The sequence below is a fragment of the Butyricicoccus porcorum genome, from assembly GCF_002157465.1.
Taxonomy (GTDB): domain Bacteria; phylum Bacillota; class Clostridia; order Oscillospirales; family Butyricicoccaceae; genus Butyricicoccus_A; species Butyricicoccus_A porcorum.
Genome location: NZ_NHOC01000010.1, coordinates 22935 through 42790 on the forward strand (window position 1 = coordinate 22935; position 19856 = coordinate 42790).

Annotated in this window: 23 protein-coding genes; 9 read left to right on the forward strand and 14 right to left on the reverse strand. The window is 49.1% G+C overall.

The annotated features are described in order from the left end of the window. The first annotated feature begins 11 nt into the window (after positions 1–11). The 6 genes from ruvB to rbr all read left to right on the forward strand — a co-directional run bounded on the left by ruvB (position 12) and on the right by rbr (position 4898). On the forward strand, positions 12–1064 hold the full coding sequence (gene ruvB / locus CBW42_RS11010) for a Holliday junction branch migration DNA helicase RuvB (protein ID WP_087021360.1): 1053 nt from the start codon (positions 12–14) through the stop codon (positions 1062–1064). A 73-nt stretch (positions 1065–1137) separates the two neighbouring features. Then, entirely contained in the window at positions 1138–2481 is a 1344-nt protein-coding gene (gene glmM / locus CBW42_RS11015) for a phosphoglucosamine mutase (RefSeq protein ID WP_087021363.1), read from the forward strand. Between the two features lie 202 nt (positions 2482–2683). Further along, positions 2684–3271 carry a sigma-70 family RNA polymerase sigma factor gene (locus tag CBW42_RS11020; protein ID WP_087021366.1) on the forward strand — a complete coding sequence of 196 codons (588 nt, stop codon included), beginning with the start codon at positions 2684–2686 and terminating at the stop codon, positions 3269–3271. Positions 3272–3338: 67 nt separating this feature from the next. Continuing rightward, on the forward strand, positions 3339–3617 hold the full coding sequence (locus CBW42_RS11025) for a zinc-ribbon domain containing protein (protein ID WP_087021780.1): 279 nt from the start codon (positions 3339–3341) through the stop codon (positions 3615–3617). Positions 3618–3833: 216 nt separating this feature from the next. Beyond that, complete coding sequence (locus CBW42_RS11030) at positions 3834–4040, forward strand: DUF1858 domain-containing protein (RefSeq protein ID WP_087021369.1); 207 nt, start codon at positions 3834–3836, stop codon at positions 4038–4040. 192 nt (positions 4041–4232) lie between these two features. After that, positions 4233–4898, forward strand: a complete 666-nt coding sequence (gene rbr / locus CBW42_RS11035; RefSeq protein ID WP_087021372.1) for a rubrerythrin — start codon at positions 4233–4235, stop codon at positions 4896–4898. 124 nt (positions 4899–5022) lie between these two features. Here the strand turns inward: rbr and CBW42_RS11040 are convergent, their stop codons facing one another. The 12 genes from CBW42_RS11040 to CBW42_RS11085 all read right to left on the reverse strand — a co-directional run bounded on the left by CBW42_RS11040 (position 5023) and on the right by CBW42_RS11085 (position 13478). Further along, positions 5023–5292 carry a hypothetical protein gene (locus tag CBW42_RS11040; protein WP_087021375.1) on the reverse strand — a complete coding sequence of 90 codons (270 nt, stop codon included), beginning with the start codon at positions 5290–5292 and terminating at the stop codon, positions 5023–5025. Between the two features lie 168 nt (positions 5293–5460). After that, positions 5461–7002: a glutamine-hydrolyzing GMP synthase gene (gene guaA / locus CBW42_RS11045; protein ID WP_087021378.1), complete on the reverse strand. Its 1542-nt coding sequence runs from the start codon at positions 7000–7002 to the stop codon at positions 5461–5463. Positions 7003–7114: 112 nt separating this feature from the next. Then, positions 7115–8890, reverse strand: coding sequence for an Rqc2 family fibronectin-binding protein (locus CBW42_RS11050; protein ID WP_087021381.1), 1776 nt, complete (start codon positions 8888–8890; stop codon positions 7115–7117). Positions 8891–8915: 25 nt separating this feature from the next. Beyond that, positions 8916–9692, reverse strand: coding sequence for a Nif3-like dinuclear metal center hexameric protein (locus CBW42_RS11055; protein ID WP_087021384.1), 777 nt, complete (start codon positions 9690–9692; stop codon positions 8916–8918). 5 nt (positions 9693–9697) lie between these two features. After that, positions 9698–10405, reverse strand: coding sequence for a tRNA (adenine(22)-N(1))-methyltransferase (locus tag CBW42_RS11060; RefSeq protein ID WP_087021386.1), 708 nt, complete (start codon positions 10403–10405; stop codon positions 9698–9700). Between the two features lie 262 nt (positions 10406–10667). Continuing rightward, positions 10668–10886: a hypothetical protein gene (locus CBW42_RS11065; RefSeq protein WP_087021389.1), complete on the reverse strand. Its 219-nt coding sequence runs from the start codon at positions 10884–10886 to the stop codon at positions 10668–10670. An 86-nt stretch (positions 10887–10972) separates the two neighbouring features. Next, a complete protein-coding gene (locus CBW42_RS14725; protein ID WP_165761151.1) occupies positions 10973–11143 on the reverse strand; it encodes a hypothetical protein in 171 nt (56 codons plus the stop codon). Positions 11144–11183: 40 nt separating this feature from the next. Further along, positions 11184–11369: a hypothetical protein gene (locus CBW42_RS11070; protein WP_087021392.1), complete on the reverse strand. Its 186-nt coding sequence runs from the start codon at positions 11367–11369 to the stop codon at positions 11184–11186. A gap of 136 nt (positions 11370–11505) precedes the next feature. After that, entirely contained in the window at positions 11506–11751 is a 246-nt protein-coding gene (locus CBW42_RS11075; RefSeq protein WP_242969858.1) for a uroporphyrinogen decarboxylase family protein, read from the reverse strand. Next, a complete protein-coding gene (locus CBW42_RS14730) occupies positions 11700–11858 on the reverse strand; it encodes a hypothetical protein (protein WP_165761152.1) in 159 nt (52 codons plus the stop codon). Before CBW42_RS14730 ends, CBW42_RS11075 begins: the two co-directional genes overlap by 52 nt. Before the next feature lie 412 nt (positions 11859–12270). After that, the gene (locus CBW42_RS11080) at positions 12271–13044 is read right to left on the reverse strand and encodes a sulfite exporter TauE/SafE family protein (RefSeq protein ID WP_087021395.1); all 774 of its coding nucleotides are present in this window, start codon (positions 13042–13044) and stop codon (positions 12271–12273) included. 2 nt (positions 13045–13046) lie between these two features. After that, positions 13047–13478 carry a MarR family winged helix-turn-helix transcriptional regulator gene (locus tag CBW42_RS11085; RefSeq protein WP_242969859.1) on the reverse strand — a complete coding sequence of 144 codons (432 nt, stop codon included), beginning with the start codon at positions 13476–13478 and terminating at the stop codon, positions 13047–13049. 198 nt (positions 13479–13676) lie between these two features. On the opposite strand from CBW42_RS11085, the gene CBW42_RS11090 reads away from it, so the two are divergent. Next, positions 13677–14099 (forward strand): MarR family winged helix-turn-helix transcriptional regulator, encoded by a 423-nt coding sequence (locus CBW42_RS11090; RefSeq protein ID WP_087021399.1) that lies wholly within the window; start codon positions 13677–13679, stop codon positions 14097–14099. A gap of 144 nt (positions 14100–14243) precedes the next feature. After that, positions 14244–14528 (forward strand): helix-turn-helix domain-containing protein, encoded by a 285-nt coding sequence (locus CBW42_RS11095; RefSeq protein WP_087021402.1) that lies wholly within the window; start codon positions 14244–14246, stop codon positions 14526–14528. Positions 14529–15321: 793 nt separating this feature from the next. On the opposite strand, the gene CBW42_RS11100 is transcribed toward CBW42_RS11095, so the two are convergent. Beyond that, on the reverse strand, positions 15322–16341 hold the full coding sequence (locus CBW42_RS11100) for a Gfo/Idh/MocA family protein (protein ID WP_087021405.1): 1020 nt from the start codon (positions 16339–16341) through the stop codon (positions 15322–15324). 357 nt (positions 16342–16698) lie between these two features. Beyond that, positions 16699–19110, reverse strand: a complete 2412-nt coding sequence (locus CBW42_RS11105) for an ATP-dependent helicase (RefSeq protein ID WP_087021408.1) — start codon at positions 19108–19110, stop codon at positions 16699–16701. 196 nt (positions 19111–19306) lie between these two features. On the opposite strand from CBW42_RS11105, the gene CBW42_RS11110 reads away from it, so the two are divergent. Further along, positions 19307–19828, forward strand: a complete 522-nt coding sequence (locus CBW42_RS11110) for a DUF1836 domain-containing protein (protein WP_087021411.1) — start codon at positions 19307–19309, stop codon at positions 19826–19828. Positions 19829–19856: the final 28 nt, after the last annotated feature.

The window sequence follows — 19856 nt, forward strand, 5'->3', positions numbered from 1 at the left end:
GAAACAACCCTATGAGTATTGAATTTGACGATAATTTTTCTGACCGTATCGTGACGTCATCACAGACGCCGGAGGATGAAAGTGAACCGTCCCTCCGTCCAAAAACGATGGCGGAATACATCGGACAGACCAAGGCAAAGGATAACCTGTCGGTGTTTATCGAAGCGGCCCGCCGCCGCGGTGAACCTCTCGACCATGTGCTGCTGTACGGCCCGCCGGGTCTTGGCAAAACCACGCTGGCAGGCATTATTGCAAACGAGATGGATGTCAACATCCGTGTCACCAGCGGCCCGGCAATTGAAAAGGCAGGGGATCTGGCAGCGCTGCTGACCAATCTCAGCGAAAATGATATTTTGTTTATCGATGAAATCCACCGTCTTAATCGAAGCGTGGAGGAGATTTTATATCCTGCGATGGAGGATTATGCGCTGGATATTATCATTGGCAAAGGGCCGTCCGCACGTTCCATTCGTCTTGACCTGCCGAAATTTACGCTGATCGGTGCGACCACGCGTGCAGGTCAAATGACCTCACCGCTGCGTGACCGCTTTGGCGTCATGCTTCGGCTGGAGCTGTATTCGCCGGAAGAGCTGCAAATGATTGTTTCGCGCTCAGCAGATATTTTACAGGTCGAAGCCGATCCGGCAGGTACGTATGAAATTGCGCGCCGTTCGCGCGGCACGCCGCGTATTGCAAACCGTCTGCTCCGTCGTGTGCGTGACTTTGCACAGGTACAATTTGACGGTGTAATCACACAGAAGGCGGCAGATACCGCGCTGCGTGCGCTGGAAATCGACGAGCTTGGACTGGATTCGATTGACCGCCGCATGCTGCGCAGTATCATGACCACATTCGGCGGCGGCCCCGTTGGGCTGGAAACGCTTGCAGCAACGATTGGCGAGGAAGCTGTCACGTTGGAGGATGTATACGAGCCATATCTGATGCAGATCGGTTTTCTGAACCGCACCCCGCGCGGGCGCTGTGTCACAGCGTTGGCTTACGATCATCTCGACATCCGGCCGAACACGCCGCTGACACCGGATCAGCTGCGGTTTACCGATTAAACAGAAAATTCACATTGTGCGATATGTTTTTATATTCGGCACAGTATTTTATCAGATAGAAGGAGTTATGAACATGGGCAAGTATTTTGGAACAGATGGCATTCGCGGTGTCGTCAATGTCGAATTGGACGCACATCTGGCATTTAAGGTCGGGCGCGCCGTTGCATATGCATTGGCACAGCAGACCAACCACCGCACCAAAATTCTGATCGGCAAGGATACCCGCATTTCCTCCGATATGCTGGAAGCCGCGCTGATTGCCGGCATTTGCTCGTCCGGCACCGATGTCGAGTCGCTTGGCGTCATTCCGACGCCTGCTGTTGCGTATCTGACCATCAAGCATAAGGCAGATGCAGGCATTGTCATTTCCGCCTCGCACAATCCGTATGAACACAACGGCATTAAAATCTTCGCAGGCAGTGGCTACAAGCTCTCCGACGAACTGGAGGCCCGCATTGAAGAGTACATCGATCACGTGGAAAACCTGCCGCGTGCGACGCATGAACAGATCGGTCATGTCATCAAATCGGAGATTGATCCGGTAGAAGAATACACCGACTATCTCGCCGAGACCATCAATGGAGATCTGTCGGGTCTGCGTGTCGTTGTCGACTGTGCAAACGGCGCTTCGTCCGCAACGGCATCCCGTCTGTTCCGCAAGCTGAATCTCGATGCTTCCATCCGCTATTATGAGCCGGATGGCTGCAATATCAACGATCGCTGCGGTTCAACGCATCTGGAAGCGTTGCAGGAGCTTGTCCGTCAGGGCGGCTATGACGTTGGTATTGCTTTCGACGGCGACGCAGACCGCTGCCTGATTGTCGACGACAAGGGTGAGAAGCTGGATGGTGACCGTATTATGGCGGTTTGTGCAGCAGAACTCAAAAAGCAGCACAAACTGCGCGGCAATGCTTTCGTTGCAACCATCCTGTCCAATATGGGCCTGCATGCGTATGCCCGGGAACGCGGCATGGAAATCGTCTGCTCAGATGTCGGTGACCGCTATGTGCTTGAGAAGATGCTGGAAAACGGTTACATCCTGGGCGGTGAACAGTCGGGTCATATCATCTTCCTCGAATATGCCACCACTGGTGACGGTGAACTGACCGCCATCCAGTTCCTCAAAATGCTCAAGGACAGCGGTAAGCGTGCGTCTGAGATCGCATCTGAGGTTGTTCCGTGGCCGCAGATCATGATTAACGTACAGGTTCCAACGGCGCTCAAATATTCGATCTCTGACCGCCCAGAGGTTCAGGAGGCCATTGAGAAGGAGAAGCAGGGTCTTGGCGAAGGCCGCATTCTGGTTCGTCCGTCCGGTACCGAACCTCTGGTTCGCGTCATGGTCGAGGGCATGGACAAAACCCGGGTACACAATGCCGCTGAAGCAGTTGCAAAGGTAATAGAGTCTATTGTTTGATCACAATTTTGTGCAGAGAGGATGCAGAAATGTATCCTCTCTTTTGTATCTGCATAAAATAAGACACGGCATTTGGCGGAAACGCACAAAAAATATGAGTATATTTCGCTTTGTGTCGATAAAGTGAACAAATATTATTGACAAATTGTTAACGATGGGGTATAATCAAAGCAATATGATGTATAGCAATGAAACTCTCACAATGGAAGACTACTCGGATGAACAGTTGTGCGCGCTGGCACAGCAGGGAGACCGCACTGCGGAAGAACTGCTGGTTGAACGCTATTTCAGCGTGGTCAAGGCCTGTTCCCGTCCATATTTTCTGGCAGGAGGCGACGGGGAAGACCTGATTCAGGAGGGCATGCTCGGTCTGCTCAAGGCGGTGCGCGCATTTTCATCCGAACGCGGCGTGCCGTTTGAGGCGTTTGCGCGCATGTGTATTATGCGCCGTATCTATTCCGCCGTCAGTGCGGCTTCCGCTGCCAAGCATGAACCGCTCAATCATTCGGAGAGCATTGCAAAAACCCCTCTTTTTGACGAAAATACTGAAACGGCGCACGCGGCTGCTGATCCGGCTTATCTGGTCATCGGCGCGGAGGAGCACCGGGAAAGACAGCAGAAACTGATGTCTCTGTTGTCTGCGTTCGAAGCCAGGGTTCTCGCATTGTATTTGGACGGCTGTTCCTATGAAGAAATGGCTGCAGAAGTCGGCAAACCCGTAAAGTCGGTGGACAACGCAATCCAGCGCATCCGGCGGAAGGCCGCAACATTTTTGGGCGAACACAGGTAACGTCCTGTGCGCAATAAAATTCAGTCTTTCCGCGAACGCGGAGGACAAGTCACAGAGAGGTATCATGATGTATCAGGATAAGACATTGGTATGCAAGGAATGCGGTCAGGAATTCGTTTTTTCTGCCGGAGAACAGGCTTTTTACGCAGAGCGTGGTTTCCAGAACGAGCCGCAGCGCTGCAAGGCTTGCCGCGACAAGAGAAAGAACGCAGCCAAGGCACCGCGTGAATATTTCACCGCAACCTGTGCGGCATGCGGCGGAGAGGCAAAAATCCCGTTTCAGCCGAAGAACGACCGCCCAGTTTATTGCAGCGAGTGCTTTGCCAAGATGAAGGCAGAGGGCTGATTAGACAGATAAGAACGAAAAGCGTCTATCGTTGATCGATGGACGCTTTTTTATGAAATTAGTAATATCAAAAAAATATGTGAGAAAATCAGCTGGAAATTTATAAAAATTTCCGACTGATTTTCTGGTTTTTCAGTTGCAGCGTATTGAAAAACATCCGGAGAGACAGTATAATACTAAAGTAATCTATTTCTAAAACACAGGAGGTCATTTTCCATGGCTGCAATTTCCAAACAGACCACGATCGGCGAGGTTCTCGCAATTGATATCAATACCGCCCAGTTCTTTATCAACATCGGCATGCACTGCCTCGGCTGCCCGCATTCTCAGGGTGAAAGTATTGAGGAAGCCTGCATGGTTCATGGCACCAATGCGGACGAGCTGGTAACGGAGATCAACAACTACCTTGCAAGCAAGGCTTAATTTTCAAATCGAAACCGGAAGGGCGGCGCAGTATTGGGTCGCCCTTCTTTTTATGTAAGTTTTACACAAAAAAGTTTGACAAAACTACGCAAATTTGGTAATATAATAAAAACAGCGTGTAGCGTAACTGCGTAAATCCAGTTGAATTGCTACTCGCTGTTTTTATTTTTACAGATTTGGAGGAATCAGACAATGGAAAAATGGAGATGTACTGTTTGTGGATATATTCATGAGGGCCCGATGACGCAGGACTTTACCTGCCCGCGCTGTAAACAGCCGGCATCTGCTTTCGTTCCGGTAGAAGACGAGAAGTCAGACAGCCGCAGTAAGTATGCCGGAACCAAAACGGAAAAAAATCTCGAAGAAGCGTTTTCCGGCGAGAGTCAGGCGCGCAATAAATATACATTCTTTACCGCAGTCGCACAGCACGAAGGATATGAGCAGCTGGCAGAGCTGTTCCTGAAGACAGCCCGCAATGAGCAGGAGCATGCACGGATGTGGTTCGAGGCTCTGGGCGGTATCGGTGGCACGTCTGCAAATCTTCTGGCTGCCGCAGAAGGCGAAAATTACGAGTGGACGGATATGTATGACCGTATGGCGAAGGAAGCTGACGAAGAAGGTTTCCCGGAAATGGCTGAAAAGTTCCGCCGTGTCGGTGCGATTGAAAAAGCACATGAAGAGCGCTATCGCAAGCTGTTGAACAACGTAGAAATGAAGCAGGTCTTTGCGAAGAGCGGACAGACAATGTGGGAATGCCGCGTCTGCGGCCATCTGGTCGTCGGCATGGAAGCACCGGAAGTCTGTCCGGTCTGTGCACATGCGCAGAGCTATTTTGAGGTCCGCAAGGAAAATTACTGATTAGACTATCTGTCAGGCTGCTTTTAACAATATATCGCAAGCTTTTAATTTCTGATATCAAATATCATGCATAAAAGGCCCTGAGATGCATTTGTATCTCAGGGCTCATCTTTTCAGCAGAACGTCACGGAAGATCCGGTTCCGGAATATCATTTTCCAGATTATCCCGTGCAAGATCGTTGTCTATGACAGAATAAATGTCAGAGATTGGCTTTTCCGCTGTGTGCGGATGCGCGTGGAATACCTTTTGTGACGGGGGAACAGTCCCTGAAATGATGGGGTTTGCTTTGCTTTTTCCAGTCTTGGCTTTTCCCTGAAGCTCCGGTACCGGTGTCGCATCATTTCTGCGTTGCGTGTGCGTCCGCTCCGGACGTTTCATCCCTTGCTTTGCCATAAAATCACCTCAGGAACAGTATGTGCTCTTATCATTCTTTTTAGCCAACACTTGGATGAGTCAATTTTGTGTAGCAAAAAAAATCAACCCTATTTCGTTAGAAAGCAATTGTTTCAAGCGAAATAGGGTTGTTTTAGAACTTATTGGTCGATAAATTCAGTTATGCAATTATTCCCACTCAATGGTTGCCGGCGGCTTGGACGTGATATCGTACACAATGCGGTTGATACCGGCAACCTCGTTGACAATGCGGCTCGATGCCTTGTCCAGTACCTCATATGGGATTCTTGCCCAGTCTGCGGTCATGAAATCGGTTGTCGTGACACCGCGCAGTGCGAGCGTATAGTCATAGGTTCTTGCATCACCCATAACGCCGACAGAACGCATGTTGGTCAGAACCGCAAAATACTGATTGATGGAATACTGAAGACCGGCATTGGCAATTTCTTCGCGGAAGATGGCATCTGCATCGCGCAGAATGTCTGCCTTTTCCTTGGTAATTTCACCGATAATACGGATTGCAAGACCCGGGCCCGGGAACGGCTGGCGCATGACAAGATATTCCGGCAGACCAAGCTCACGGCCGAGCTGGCGAACTTCATCCTTAAACAGCATGCGGAGCGGTTCAATAATCTGGAACTGAACATCGTCCGGCAGGCCGCCGACGTTGTGATGGCTCTTGATTACAGCCGCATCGCCCTTGCCGGATTCAATGACATCCGGGTAAATAGTGCCCTGTACCAGAAAATCAACCTGACCGACCTTGCTGGATTCTTCCTCAAAGACACGGATAAATTCTGCGCCGATGATCTTGCGCTTTTTCTCCGGTTCCGTGACACCCGCCAGCTTGTCGAGGAAGCGCTGTTCCGCATCTGCGCGGACAAAATTGATATCCCACTTTTTGAAAGCGGCTTCGACCTCGTCGCCTTCATTTTTGCGCATCAGGCCGTGGTCAACAAAGACACAGGTCAGCTGGTTGCCGACCGCTTCTGCCAGCAGAGCAGCTGCAACAGAAGAATCGACACCACCGGACAGACCAAGCAGTACCTTGCCATCGCCAACCTGCTCGCGGACAGCGGCAATTGCAGTTTTGCAGTAGTCCTCCATCGTCCAGTCACCGACTGCGCCGCAGACATTATACAGGAAGTTGTGCAGCATATCCTGACCGTGCTCGGTATGGTTGACCTCCGGATGATACTGTACGCCATAGAAACCACGCGATTCATCAGCAATTGCGACGTTCGGACAGGCATCGGAATGTGCAACCAGTGCAAAGCCTTCCGGTACACGTGCCATATAATCGCTGTGACTCATCCAGGAGATGCCCTCTTCCGGCAGACCCTGGAACAGTTTGCAGTCCGTGTTGTAATAGGTCTTGGTTTTGCCGTATTCACGGGCGGAATCATCCTGTGCCGGTGTGACTTCGCCGCCCAGTGTATAGGCCATCAGCTGACAGCCATAGCAGATACCAAGAACCGGGACACCCCATTCAAAAATTTCCTTGGAAATGTGGGGAGATTCCTCCAGATATACGCTGTTCGGTCCACCGGTAAAGATAATGCCAATTGGGTTCAGCGCCTTTAATTCCTCCAACGGGGTTGTATATGGCTTGACCTCACAATATACATTGTTTTCGCGCACACGGCGGGCAATCAACTGATTATACTGTCCGCCGAAGTCAATAATCAGAACATACTGATGATTCTTCATCCGAATATACTCCTTTTTCCTTTCGTGAACTGGCATGTGCATGCACATTGCGCTCAATAAGATTTATTCTTTTAATTATGCCATAGAATAGCACAAACGACAAGATATTTTCTCATTCGATACGCATTTTTTCGATTTTCTTTTCATCTGGTGTGACAAAAGCGGTCTGATAGACATGATAAATGACCATGCCGGGCTTGGCACCATTTGGCTTTTTGATGTTGCGCACCTGGGAATAATCTACAGGGATCTGTGCCGAACCGCGCGCCTGCGAATGCCAGGCGGCAATTTCAGCTGCTTCTGTCATCGCTTCATTGGTGGGATCACGCCCGTCACAGACAAGGATGACATGGGAACCATGGATTTTCTGTGTATGGAACCACATGTCGCTCTTAAATGCCGTTTTTAATGTCAGAAGATCGTTTTGTGTGTTATTCTTTCCGGCAAATACATCGAAACCATCACTCGTCCTGTAATGAAACGGCTTGCCCTGTACCGGCTTGGCACGACGGCGTTTTTTCTTGTCCTGCTTGGCGGAAAGATAGCCGGTGTTCACGAGCTCCTCATTGATCTGTGCCAAATCGGTGAGATTTTCCGCTTCTGAAATGGACTCCAGAACGCTGTCCAGATAAGCCAGCTCCTGTTTGCCCTGCGCAATCTGCTCCGTCAGTTTTTCTTCGGCATTTTTCGCCTTGGTATACAGTTTGAACTGCTTTTGTGCGTTCTGCTGGGGAGAGAGGCGGATATCCAGATCCAGTTCCACCTCTGGGCACGCCGGATCATAATAATCAATGACGCGTACCTTGCGCGCACCCGGTTCAATCTGATACAAATTCGCTGTAATCAGATCGCCACGGCGCTTGTATTTGTCGCGGTTCTGCGAACGGCTCAGCTCCTGCCGCTGCGCCGCCAGCTTGCGGCGCATGCGATCACGTGCATTTTGTATCGTGTGGGTCATATTCTGCGCACGGCGACGGATATGTTCCATACTGCTCTTTTTCTCGTAGAATTCTGCGAGGAGCTGGGAAAAGCTATCCGTCTGTTGATTGTGCATCAGATCGCCGTATTGCGTGACTGGCATGACAGTGAAATCAAAGACACTGCCGTCTTCCGCATGGGTGAGCAGATATGGTTTCATGCGGTTGTCCTCAATCATCTGGACAAAATCTGCGAGCACATCGGCAAGACTGCTGCGTTCGCCGTCCGTGAGGTCACACATTGGTTTGGCTGTTTCGCCGCAGGCACGGCAGGCCAACTCACGACAGAGCAGGGGAGACAGTCCTTTGAAATGGCTGAGCAGCCAGCGGTCTGCCGCCGTATCATCATCCGCGTTTTTGATTGCTGCGGCAATGCCTGCCTGAGACACCTCGAGCAGGTTCACTTTGTCCTGCGGGGGCGGCATGCGGTAAAATAATCCGGGCAGAACCTGCCGTTTGCCGGAAGTATCGCCATCGACACGCTTAATGGCATCCAGAATGCGTCCGTCTTCACCGTAGAGGATAATGTTGGAATATTTGCCCATCATCTCGACGGCGAGATATTTTTTGCTCGGTATACCCATTTCGTCTACGGTATCGCACTCAATGATTGCCATGCGTTCCATATCAGGAGAGGTAACAGAAACAATTTTTGCGCCTTGCAGGTGCTTGCGCAGCAGCATGCAGAACATCGGGGGAGCAGCGGGGTTTTCGCGTCCGGTTTCAATGAAATGCATCCGGGGTGCTCCGGCACCTACAGACAGCAGCAGTTTGACACCGCCCCGCATCAGTCGGACAGACAGCACAAGCTCATCGCGCTCCGGCTGATAGATTTTATCAATTCGACCACCGGCCATGCGCGTGCTGATTTCGCGTACAGTGGCCAGCAGACACACAGCATCTAATGGCATAGGGAAGTACTCCTTATTTTTTTATTTAATAAAATGAAATACAGTCGCAGTGGACATCAGAGACCTCAACCGTAAGGTTGGGAAACTGTTCCGCGATCAGATCACGGAAGCCACGGGCAACCGGATTTTCCGTCGGAAAATGTCCTGCATCCAGCAAGTTCAGCCCGATATCATGCGCTTTCATCATGATATCATAGCTGCAATCGCCAATGACAAAGGTATCTGCACCTTTTCGCACGGCGAAGTCCATCAGCTTGCCGCAGGCGCCGCCGCCGACTGCCACACGGCGTACCGGTTTGCCGCCATCTGCAACACGCACGCCGCCCGCACCGAGTGAAAGCTTCACATGCTTTGCAAATTCCTCCAACGTCATGTCGCGCGGCAAATTTCCGACCCTGCCGAGATTTCCGCCTTCGCCCGCCTCCATATTTTCTACATCGGTCAGGCCGAGCGACGCGGCGAGCAGATCATTGACACCTGCTGACGCACAGTCCATATTGGTATGCATGCAGATGCCGGAAATACCTTTCCGAATCATCGAGATCAGAATTTTTCCGGTCACGGTATCCGATGTAACACGACTGACGGAAGTGAAAATCACCGGATGATGTGCCACAATCAGATTGCAGCCGCGCTCCGCAGCTTCTTCAACAACCGCTTCCGTGATATCCAGTGCACACAACACACCTTCCACCTGTGCCTCCGGGTCACCGACCAGCAGGCCGACGTTGTCCCAGCTCTCCGCCAGTTCATACGGTGCCGCCTGTTCCAGACACTGCAATACCTGTTTTACCTGAATCATATCTGTCACTCCTTTTCCAGTTGCTCCAATTCGCCGGACAATACACGGACATTGCCGCGGTGTAGTGCCAGCTCATCCGGTTTTTGATGTTGTGCCGCTTCGAGCGAGGCACAGATTTTTTCCTCCCGGCTGAGCAGACGCGCCAGATAATCTGCCGCAAGGGGATCGCACAACAGTGCATCCGAAATACAACAATCGGACAGTGTTTTTTCCATGCATTCTCCGCCGCCGCGCACGGTCATTACAGTATACATGCGTTTTCCTTCCCGGCACAGCGATTCCTTTTGTATGATACCTCCGTGCGCCGCCAGATACTGTCGCAGCTGCGCCTGTGCGGTCATGGCCTGCAAGAGCAACAAATGCTCACCGTCCAGCGCCCACGGATCCTCTTCAAGAATCTGCGCAATGGTTTCGCCGCCCATGCCGGCGATGACAATGGTATCGGCTTCCTTTGGTGTGACTGTACATAATCCTGCACCGAGCCGCAGTGAAATTTCGTTTTCAAAGCCAAATTGTTCAGCTGTGCGGGCGGCGCTTTCCAACGGACCTGTTCGGATATCTGACGCAATGGCAGATACAATGCGCTTTCTGCGCAGCAGTGCTGCCGGGATAAGTGCATGATCCGTGCCAATATCGGCAAGCCGCGCACCCTGCGGCACCTGCTCCATAATCATGCGCAGGCGCGGTGTCAGATGCATTCGATTGTCCTGCATAGAAATTCCTCCCTGCACAAATAAATCTCATGTTTTGCCAGACATTATCTGTATGTTTCAGATATGTCTCAGGCAATCCCAAAGCAAAAATCAGTTTACAGATATGATAAGGCTCTTCTCTGATGGAAGAGCCTCAACATAACAGAATAATTTTATCATATCAGAGCTGATTTGGCAAATCAATTTGGCAAACAGCGATGGCAAAAGCCCATAAGCAAAGCCCGGCGACCAATCCGGCTGCCGGGCTGCTATTTATCTGTGGTCAGCATCGGCAGGTGCCAACTTTGAAAATGTGCATTGCAGTGATCTGCGGCGGAATGCTCATAGTCATTGCACCGCTGAACAGAACGTGCACTACATCACCGGGGCGGAACCTGCGTGCAAAAGATGTGTGAACAAGGACTTCCTGTGATGTGCGGCGGTCACGAACCAGTAAATTGTTCGGACGAACCTCCCGCACAGTTGCGATCATGGTCGTCATACCATCGACCCCCTATACATCAGATTATGTCGCAGCAAGCCGCAATGTTACAGAGGAGTTATGTAGCCGCCAGAAGGCGGCGGGAGCTACATGATATGCTCCTCTGCACAGTTATCCAGCACACGCACACCCATCTCTTCTCTCAAAGCGACAGGGAAGTTCGCAATACTGACTGCATCAAATTTGGCACACAGGCGCTGCTCTGGATTCAGGCGCAGATCATCTGTCCGATCCGGCCTGTCGGTTTGCTTTGCCATATCATCACCCCCGGAAATAGTATGCCGCGGGGAGGGCATCTTATTCGACCGCACTCTGTGCATCCAAACTGGACACCAGCTGTTGCATTTCCTGTTTGGAACGGACGCTGTGTGTTTTCTGAAGAACCGCCAGCTTCTCTGATTCCGTCAGTGATTCAAATTTTTTCATAGCAGCTTCATTCTGCGCCAGTGCCATCCCGAAACCCAGGGGAAGTTCCAGTTTCATCACAATCACCTCTGGAACAGTTTTTGCGGAAAGATATTGCGGTATGCATCGCTGTGGAAATATAGCAACCCCCCCCCGGAGTTACCGGGGGGCAATTCATCATATTTCTGATATAGGGAGCCAGAGGCAGAAGAACTCAACCGAAATGCTCGGCGTTATATTCATGCGCTGCCTTGAAAGCTGCCCAGATGTTTTCAGCCGGCGTATCACCGACAATGTTGTGGATGGTGTTGAAGACATAGCCGCCGCCCTTGGACAGGATATCAATGCGCTCCTTTACCTGCGCAGCAACTTCTTCCGGCGTACCGTACGGCAGCATCCGCTGCGTATCTACACCGCCGCCCCAGAATACGAGCTTATCGCCATATTTCTCTTTGAGCATTCTGCACATACATTGATACCGGTCTGACCGGTTGCGCCGAAGTCAATCGGAACACGATCCGGCTGCTGGTGGTTGATCGCAGCAATTACTCTTTCTCTCGAAGTCATAGGGATCCTCCTTGTCTCGTTCCAGAATGTTTTGTGATATCCTGTTACTTTCTGAATCTCATTATAAACGAGCGGTATTCGGAAAAAAATGATGATACCTGCTGTTCACTTTGGAATTCATGCTCTGTTTTATTTGGGCAAAAGAAACAAAGAATCGACTATTTTCTTCGAAAAATGTCCTCATTACCTATTCAAGTGAGCGAAAATGCTACAAGAATAGTGAAAAAAGAAGGGATGTGCTGATAAATTGCTGTGCGCCCATGACTATCATATGAATGCAGGATGCAGTCTGATGAGCCAGATCGTACAGTCGCTCCAATGCAATACAGTAGGGAAGCGCTCTGGTACTTTTTCAGAAAGTACAGGCGAAAACGGTACGGGGAAGTCAATCGGCAATGTTGCTTTCAAACAGTCAGAAGAAATTGACGCCGAGGATGACTACACCGAGCAAAAGCAATACAACACCGGTTACACGGTTCAACACCTTTGGCTGCGCTTGGTTGGCTATGGTTGCTGCAATTCTTGCCCAAACAAAAGTAAAGGCAACACACAAAATCAGTGTCAGAGCATCGGGCATTCCGCCGATTGCAAAATGGCTGACACATCCCGTAAGCGCTGTGAAGGTCATCACAAATACACTGGTTCCGACTGCACATTTTAATTCATATCCAAGCATTGTGGTCAATACAAGCAGCATCATCATGCCGCCGCCGGCACCGACAAAACCACAGATAAAACCGATGACGATGCCGCCAATGACAGATTTCACCATCCTGGTTCTTTGCGGAATTGATTCCATGGCCTCTTTGGTGGTCATAACTGGCTTTACAATAAATTTAATGCCGAGCAGCATGGTCATAAAGACGGAAAAATTGCTCATCGTTGCATTCGGCACAAGGCTTGCGACAAAGCTGCCGACCAACGTAAAGAGCAATACAAACACCATCATGATGAGTCCGTTTTTTATGTCGAGATTTTTATTTTTCTTGTAGGTATAAGCGCTGACTGCGCTTGCAAGAACATCGCTTGCCAGTGCAATGCCAACCGCCGTATACGCAGGAATACCCAGAAAAGTAATCAGCATCGGGCTGATAACAGCAGCTGCACTCATTCCGGCAAAGCCAGTGCCAATACCGGCGCCGGCACCAGCCAGAAAACAAACAAAAATTTTAATAAAGAGTTCCATTTTTAAACCTCCGGGTGGATGTTATCACGGGCATTGGTGTACATACGGGAAAACAGCGCTTTACAGAATTCAAATTCTTCGTTGGAAAATCCTCGGAACAATTGTTGTGCAAATTTCATTTGTGCTGTTTTACCGTCGTTTAAGATGTCTGCTGCCGCCTCTGTTATGGCCAGATGAACAGTCTTTCGATTGCCGTTTTGATAGGATTTTGTGATATACCGCTTGTTTTCCAACGATTTCAGCGCAGAAGAAACGTGAGATTTTGTCAGCATTCGCAATTTTACGATGTCTGAAGCAGTGTCATGCTGCGGGTTATTGTGGAGAAACATGAGAATATCAAATTCCATCTGTGTCAGGCCATATGCAGCACAGACAGGTTTTGTACACTGGATATAAAACGTGTGTATGACTTTTTGATTTTCCCAGAAAAGCACACCATCACCTCCAAAAAAGTTCTATTTAGAACTATTATAGCACGCAATCAAAATATTGCAAGGTTTATCGGCTACGGAATGAGACAATAGTTACGATTTACAGATTCAAAATTTGTTTACAAACGTAACATTGACAAGTGAGAGGAAGACGACTATAATTGCTAACATAGAAAGCTAATTCCGTTAGGAGAATATGATATGGATTATACAGCTTTGGCAGAGGATCTGCTTCAGACGCGAACGAGTATGTCGCAGATGACCGTTGAGCGCCAGATGTCAAAAATGATGAAAGGGGAAATTTTTCTTCTGGGTTATCTGTCATCTCACAACAATCAAGCCTATCCAAAGGAACTCAGCAAAGGAATGAAGGTGAGTACCGCAAGAATCGCTACCATTCTCAATCATTTGGAGGAGCAACAGTTCATTACCCGCACAACAGATACACAGGATAACCGTCAGATCATTGTAACCCTGACAAAAGCCGGCATGCAGGCTGCGCAGGAACATCGCGCGCAAATGTTGGACTATTTGGTTAAGATGCTCGAACTGCTCGGGCCAGAGGATGCCAAAGAATATGTTCGGCTTCAAAAAAAGCTGCTACAGGTTTTTCGCACAGCATGAAAGAATTGCTGCCTACAGCTACAGGCTGTAGGCGACTCTTTTTCCATAATTGCTAATTCCGTTAGCAATTATATAAGAACAAGCTAAAATTTACTGCACGAAGGACTGTGCAGGACAAAATAATACTATCAAAGGGTGTTTTATATGAAAAAGAACAACAGCATTGCACAGACATTAAAAAGCCTGCGGGAAGAAGCAGGCTATTCCATTGAGCGTCTGGCTCAGTTTTTCGATGGAAACATTACCATGATTTCCGAATGGGAAAATGGAACGAGAGAGCCGAGTATTTATGATTGCTGTGTTTTGAGCGGCCTATATAATATTTCGCTGGACAGCATGGTTGCTGCGATTTCACCGGGGGAATTGCTGCCGGAAAATATGCAGAGCGAATATGCGCATGAGTCCTGGATCAATCGTCTGGCTTGCTGACAAGCAGCGGGTCTGGATTTTTTATTGAATTCCAACTCGAACCTATTGGAAACGCAGAAGCTTTCTGAGCAGTTTGAGCCAAAGGTATGTGCCGAACTGCTCAGAAAGATGGTTTGAAACGGATTGCAATAAGTTTGCAACAAGACAGTTCAGAACGTATGGAATCGACATGGCAAGTTCAAGCTTGAGATCGCCCAGAGGAGCAATATTATGAGTTGAACAAAATAAAAATTTTGTTCAACTGGAGATAGGGGTCTTCCGGAAAACCGGCCAAATCAGCCAAATTTTCCACGAATTGGATTTTGAAATTTTTCGTGTTTTTTGTTTGCAGTCTGCACATTATTTTTTCGTCACAATCCGTCTGCCGTTTTGTTTACGAATCTGTTATTCCTAAAATAAAATCAAAAAAATCCGCAGTCCGGCCATCTGTCAATTCTAAATGGATTGCCGTGAGCTGTGGATTTATAATTTTTATTTGGATTCCGAGTATTGATTTTATAGTTGCATCAAAAACTTTTTACTATGCTGACTTTGCTATCAGGCATTTTGTGCGGCTTTGTCACGCTTTTGCCGTCATCGATTTGTTTGCCACAATTGTCCCGCGTTCCGATGCCTTTTGTCAGGTGGATTCAAACGTCTCCTTTTTAACCATATTGTATTTGTTTTCATTGTATTTTATAGGGTTTATAACAGCTTTTTTGCATAATTCTTCCGTCAGTGTTACAATCAGGTTCCTGAAAAAAAGCCGTGGTATCCAAAACCGGATACCACGGCTCGTCTGTATGTTTTTGAATCAATATTCAACCTTGACGGCCTTGCCGCTGTGGAACGAATCCGTGATCGCATACGTAACAATAGTCGCCTTCGTACCATCATATACTGTTAACTCAGGTTTGCGATCCTTTTGGATGCAATCGATGAAATCGACCATCTCAAGCAGGTAGGCTTCCGCAAAACGCTGCGGGAAGTTCTCAATGATCTCCTGCCGTGCGCCGTACTGATCGTATACCATGGTACGATCTTTCCAAGGTACATCTGCAACACGAATGTGGCCTTCGGTTCCGACGATCTCGGTCTCAGTGTGATAACCATGCGGCGCGGTGCGGCCAACATGCAGGAAAGCAACCGTACCGTTATCCAGCTTGAGCATCGCCATGCCGGTCTCTGTGTCGCCGTTTTCGGTGAATTCCGGATGCTTAAACGTCGTACCAGCCGCATAAACCTCGGTAATCTCGCCGCCCAGGAACCAACGCATAAGGTCGATGTCATGCGAAGCCGCGTCGATAAAGATACCGCCTGAAGTCTTTGAGAACTTAATGCAGCTCTCGACCAGTGCTTCCGGATCAAGACCGGTTGCTTTGACCAGATAAGGCTTACCAATCTTGTTTGCATCAATCTGCGCCTTCGCATGGGCATAAGACGGATCATAGCGGCGCATAAAGCCAAGGAAGAACACTTTGTCCGGATGACGCTCGACGGCGGCTTCGGCACGTTTGCATTCCTCGAGCGAGCAGCCGAGCGGCTTGTCACAGAATACATGCTTGCCGGCGTCCAAAGTATACTCGATCATCCAGCAGTGCTCAGGCGAAGACGAAACGATAGCGACAGCTTCGATGTCGGCTTCATCAATCATTTTCTTGTAGTCGGTCGTGGCGAAATCAACATTGAGGTAATCCTTCGCCCATTCCAGTTCCTTCTCATCAAGCGAACACGCGGCGACTAACTTGCATCCGGGAATTTTGAATGCTAAATTCTCGGCATAGACAGACCCGAGACGTCCCAGACCGACAACACCAACTTTTACTTCCTTCATGATAATTCTCCTTTTCTATAAATGAGGTTGTGGAAGCCCACTGCCCTCTTTTCTCCCATTTTTCTGCCTGACATTTGTCAACAGCGAAGCATTCCGTCTTCTGTGTAGTTGTAATAAATAACAGTTCTGCATATTTTATATAAATCAAAGTTTAACTTCTCTTTTCCTTATCATATCAGGTGTATCGGCTGTTTTCCATTGCAATTATTGCGTTTGGTCTTATAATTATTGCTGTCCGGACAGCGAATGAGAAAGCCAAAACCGTGCGTTCAGGGAGTTCTGTTGGCTGGAAGAATGCCGGAAATTACATATGAAGAGCGCCTGCGGATGCAGGCGCTCTTGCCGTGAGAATATAAATCAATCCTGTTTGGTCATAAAATTCATAGCGGACTTTGCCATCAGGCGTTTTGTGCCGACCTTGTCAAATGACACCTCGAGCAAAATATCTCCGCCCATCGGCCTGCACGACGTAATCATGCCATGGCCGAATGCTTTGTGGTCAACCTGATCTCCGGGCTTCAGATCAACTGCCGCCACACTGGACGGCTTCTTTTTGGTTGCTGTATTCGTATGAATGTTACCTGAAATATCATGTGCCCGCTTAGAGTAAAATTTCGGATTCGGCTGAAACTCCTGCTTTTCAAGAATTTCTCGCTTGGTTTCCATAATGTTGGAATCGACAAAATCCTTCGGGATTTCTTCTAAAAACCGGGACGGTCTGGAATATTGGGTTCTGCCATACATCATACGGCGCTCCGCACAGGTCAAATACAGCTGTTTTTTTGCGCGTGTCACAGCAACATAACACAAACGGCGTTCCTCTTCCAGATCTTCCTCCTTTTCCACTGCACGGAAGCCCGGGAAAATTCCCTCTTCCATGCCAACAAGGAACACATTCGGGAATTCCAATCCCTTTGCAGAGTGCATTGTCATCATGACAACTGCATCGGCTTCCGCGTCCATGCGGTCAATATCCGTGAACAGTGAAACTTCTTCCATAAATCCACCCAGCGTTGGATTTTCTTCGCGTTGCGCATATTCCGCAATATTTGACTTGAGTTCCATCGTGTTTTCAATACGCCCTTGTGACTCGGAATCCCCCTTGGCTTCGAGTGCTGCAAGGTATCCGGTGTGCTCCATGACCTGTTCATAGAACTCATCCAGCGGCATATATTCCAACATTTTTTGCAGATCGAGAATCAGATTTGCAAATTTAGTCAGTGCGGCGCTCGCACGGCCTAATTCCGGATATTCGCCTGCATGGGATACAATATCAAACAATGTCGTATTGTGCTGTTCCGCGAGAGTTGCGGCTGTTTCTACGGTTTTATTGCCGATTTTGCGCGCAGGTACATTGATAATGCGTTTCAGGCGCAGGTCATCTGCCGGGTTCAGGATAACCCACAGATACGCAAGCATATCCTTGACTTCGGCGCGGTCAAAGAAGCGCAGGCCGCTGACAATGCGGTACGGGATGCTGTTGCGTTTGAATGCAGATTCAATGTTATTGGACAGCACGTGATTGCGATACAAAATCGCGTAATCCCCCCAGCGGTTTCCCTCAGAGAAGCCGTCGAGGATGGTTTCTGCAATGTATTCCGCTTCCCCCTCCTGTGTCTCGGAACGATGAAAGCGGATTTTTGCGCCATCTCCATTGTCTGTCCACAGCTCTTTCCCCTTTCGGCGCGCGTTGTTGCGGATCAGCTCATTGGCTGCATTCAAGATATTCTGTGTCGAACGATAATTCTGTTCCAGACGGATGGTCTTTGCGTTTTTGTACTGCTGCTCAAATTCCAGAATATTGGTGATTGTCGCGCCCCGGAATTTATAAATACTCTGGTCGTCGTCACCGACCACACAGATATTTTCATAGCCGCCTGCGAGCAGGCTGATGAGCACATACTGTGCGTGGTTGGTATCCTGATATTCGTCTGCGAGAACATAGCGGAACTGGCGCTGATAATGCTCCAGAATGTCCGGATTTCCCTGCAACAGTTGGACGGTTTTCATAATAATATCGTCGAAATCCATTGCATTGGATTCCTTGAGCTGCCGGGCATATTCCTTATAAATTTCTGCGACAGTCATCTGATAATAGTTGTCTCCTGCTTCCAGCTCAAACATGCGCGGCGTCTGGAGATTGTCCTTTGCACGTCCAATGGTGCTGGCAATCGTTCGGACATCAAAGACCTTGTCGTCTAACTTTTTCCCCTTGATAATTGCGGTCAACACACGTTTTTGGTCATCCGCGTCGTAAATCGTGAACGAACGGTCGTAGCCGATGGCTTCGCAGTTGCGCCGCAGGATGCGTACACAGGCGGAATGAAATGTCGATGCCCAGATATCGCGTGCAAAATCTTCGCCAACTGCGCGCTCCAGGCGCTGCTGGATTTCCTTTGCCGCCTTGTTGGTAAATGTAATGGCGAGAATCTGCCACGGGCGTGCGGGCTGGACAGCACATAGCAGCTCGGCGCGCATGCGATTTTCTTCCGTGGGATGGCGCAGGTAATCGCGCAGGAATAACAAATCGTCTTCGGTTGCGTCCTCCGGTGCAAATTCACAGGAATAACCGCGCCCAAACCGCAGGATATTGATGATGCGGTGAATTAAGACAGTGGTCTTGCCGCTGCCTGCGCCTGCGAGCACAAGCAGAGGGCCTTCGGTATGAAAAACTGCCTCACGCTGGCGGTCATTGAGCGATTCAAATTCCCGTTCAATAATCGCGCTGCGCAGTGCAGCATACTGTATGTCAAATCTTGTTTGCTCCATGATGATCTCCTTCAAAACAGCAGACTGGACTTTCAGTATAGCACAATTTTAGTGGAGGAACAAGGATGCAGCGGCCAGCCTCTTTCAAACCGCCATGCGGTTTTAAATACAAGATGACAGATTGTTGAGTTCCTTGTAACCTCTTCTCTGTTATGCTATAATAAAGAAAACAAACCGTATCACAGGGGGAAGGAAAATGGATTCATTTATTCAATCAGACAAGGCACAGGAGATGCGGGAATACACACTGCCCAGATTCCATGAACTGCCGAAAATCCAGATCTATCTGGATCAGTTGATTACTGTGCTCCAACAGATTCTCAGCCCGCTGTTTGACGCGGATACGCAGCAGTGTATGACAGCGTCAATGATTAACAATTATGCCAAGCAGGGTGTCATCAGCCGCCCGGTCAAAAAGAAATATACCCGCGATCATATCGCCTACCTGATCTTTATTGCTGCATCCAAGCAGGTGCTGTCGATTGACGGCATCCGCAAGCTGATTCAGATCCAGTTGGACAGCTATCCGCTTGAAGCCGCATATGATTATTTCTGCACGGAGTTGGAGAATGCACTGCATGCTGTTTTCAACGGCGCGGAGCCGCCAGCAGACACTGCCAGTACGCAGACACAGCAGACCAAACTCATGCGCGCCGATGTGTCTGCCATTGCGCACAAAATTTATCTTTCAAAATATCTCGAGCAATTTGCCGCATAGCAGGCGCAGGACTGACAACACGAAAGCC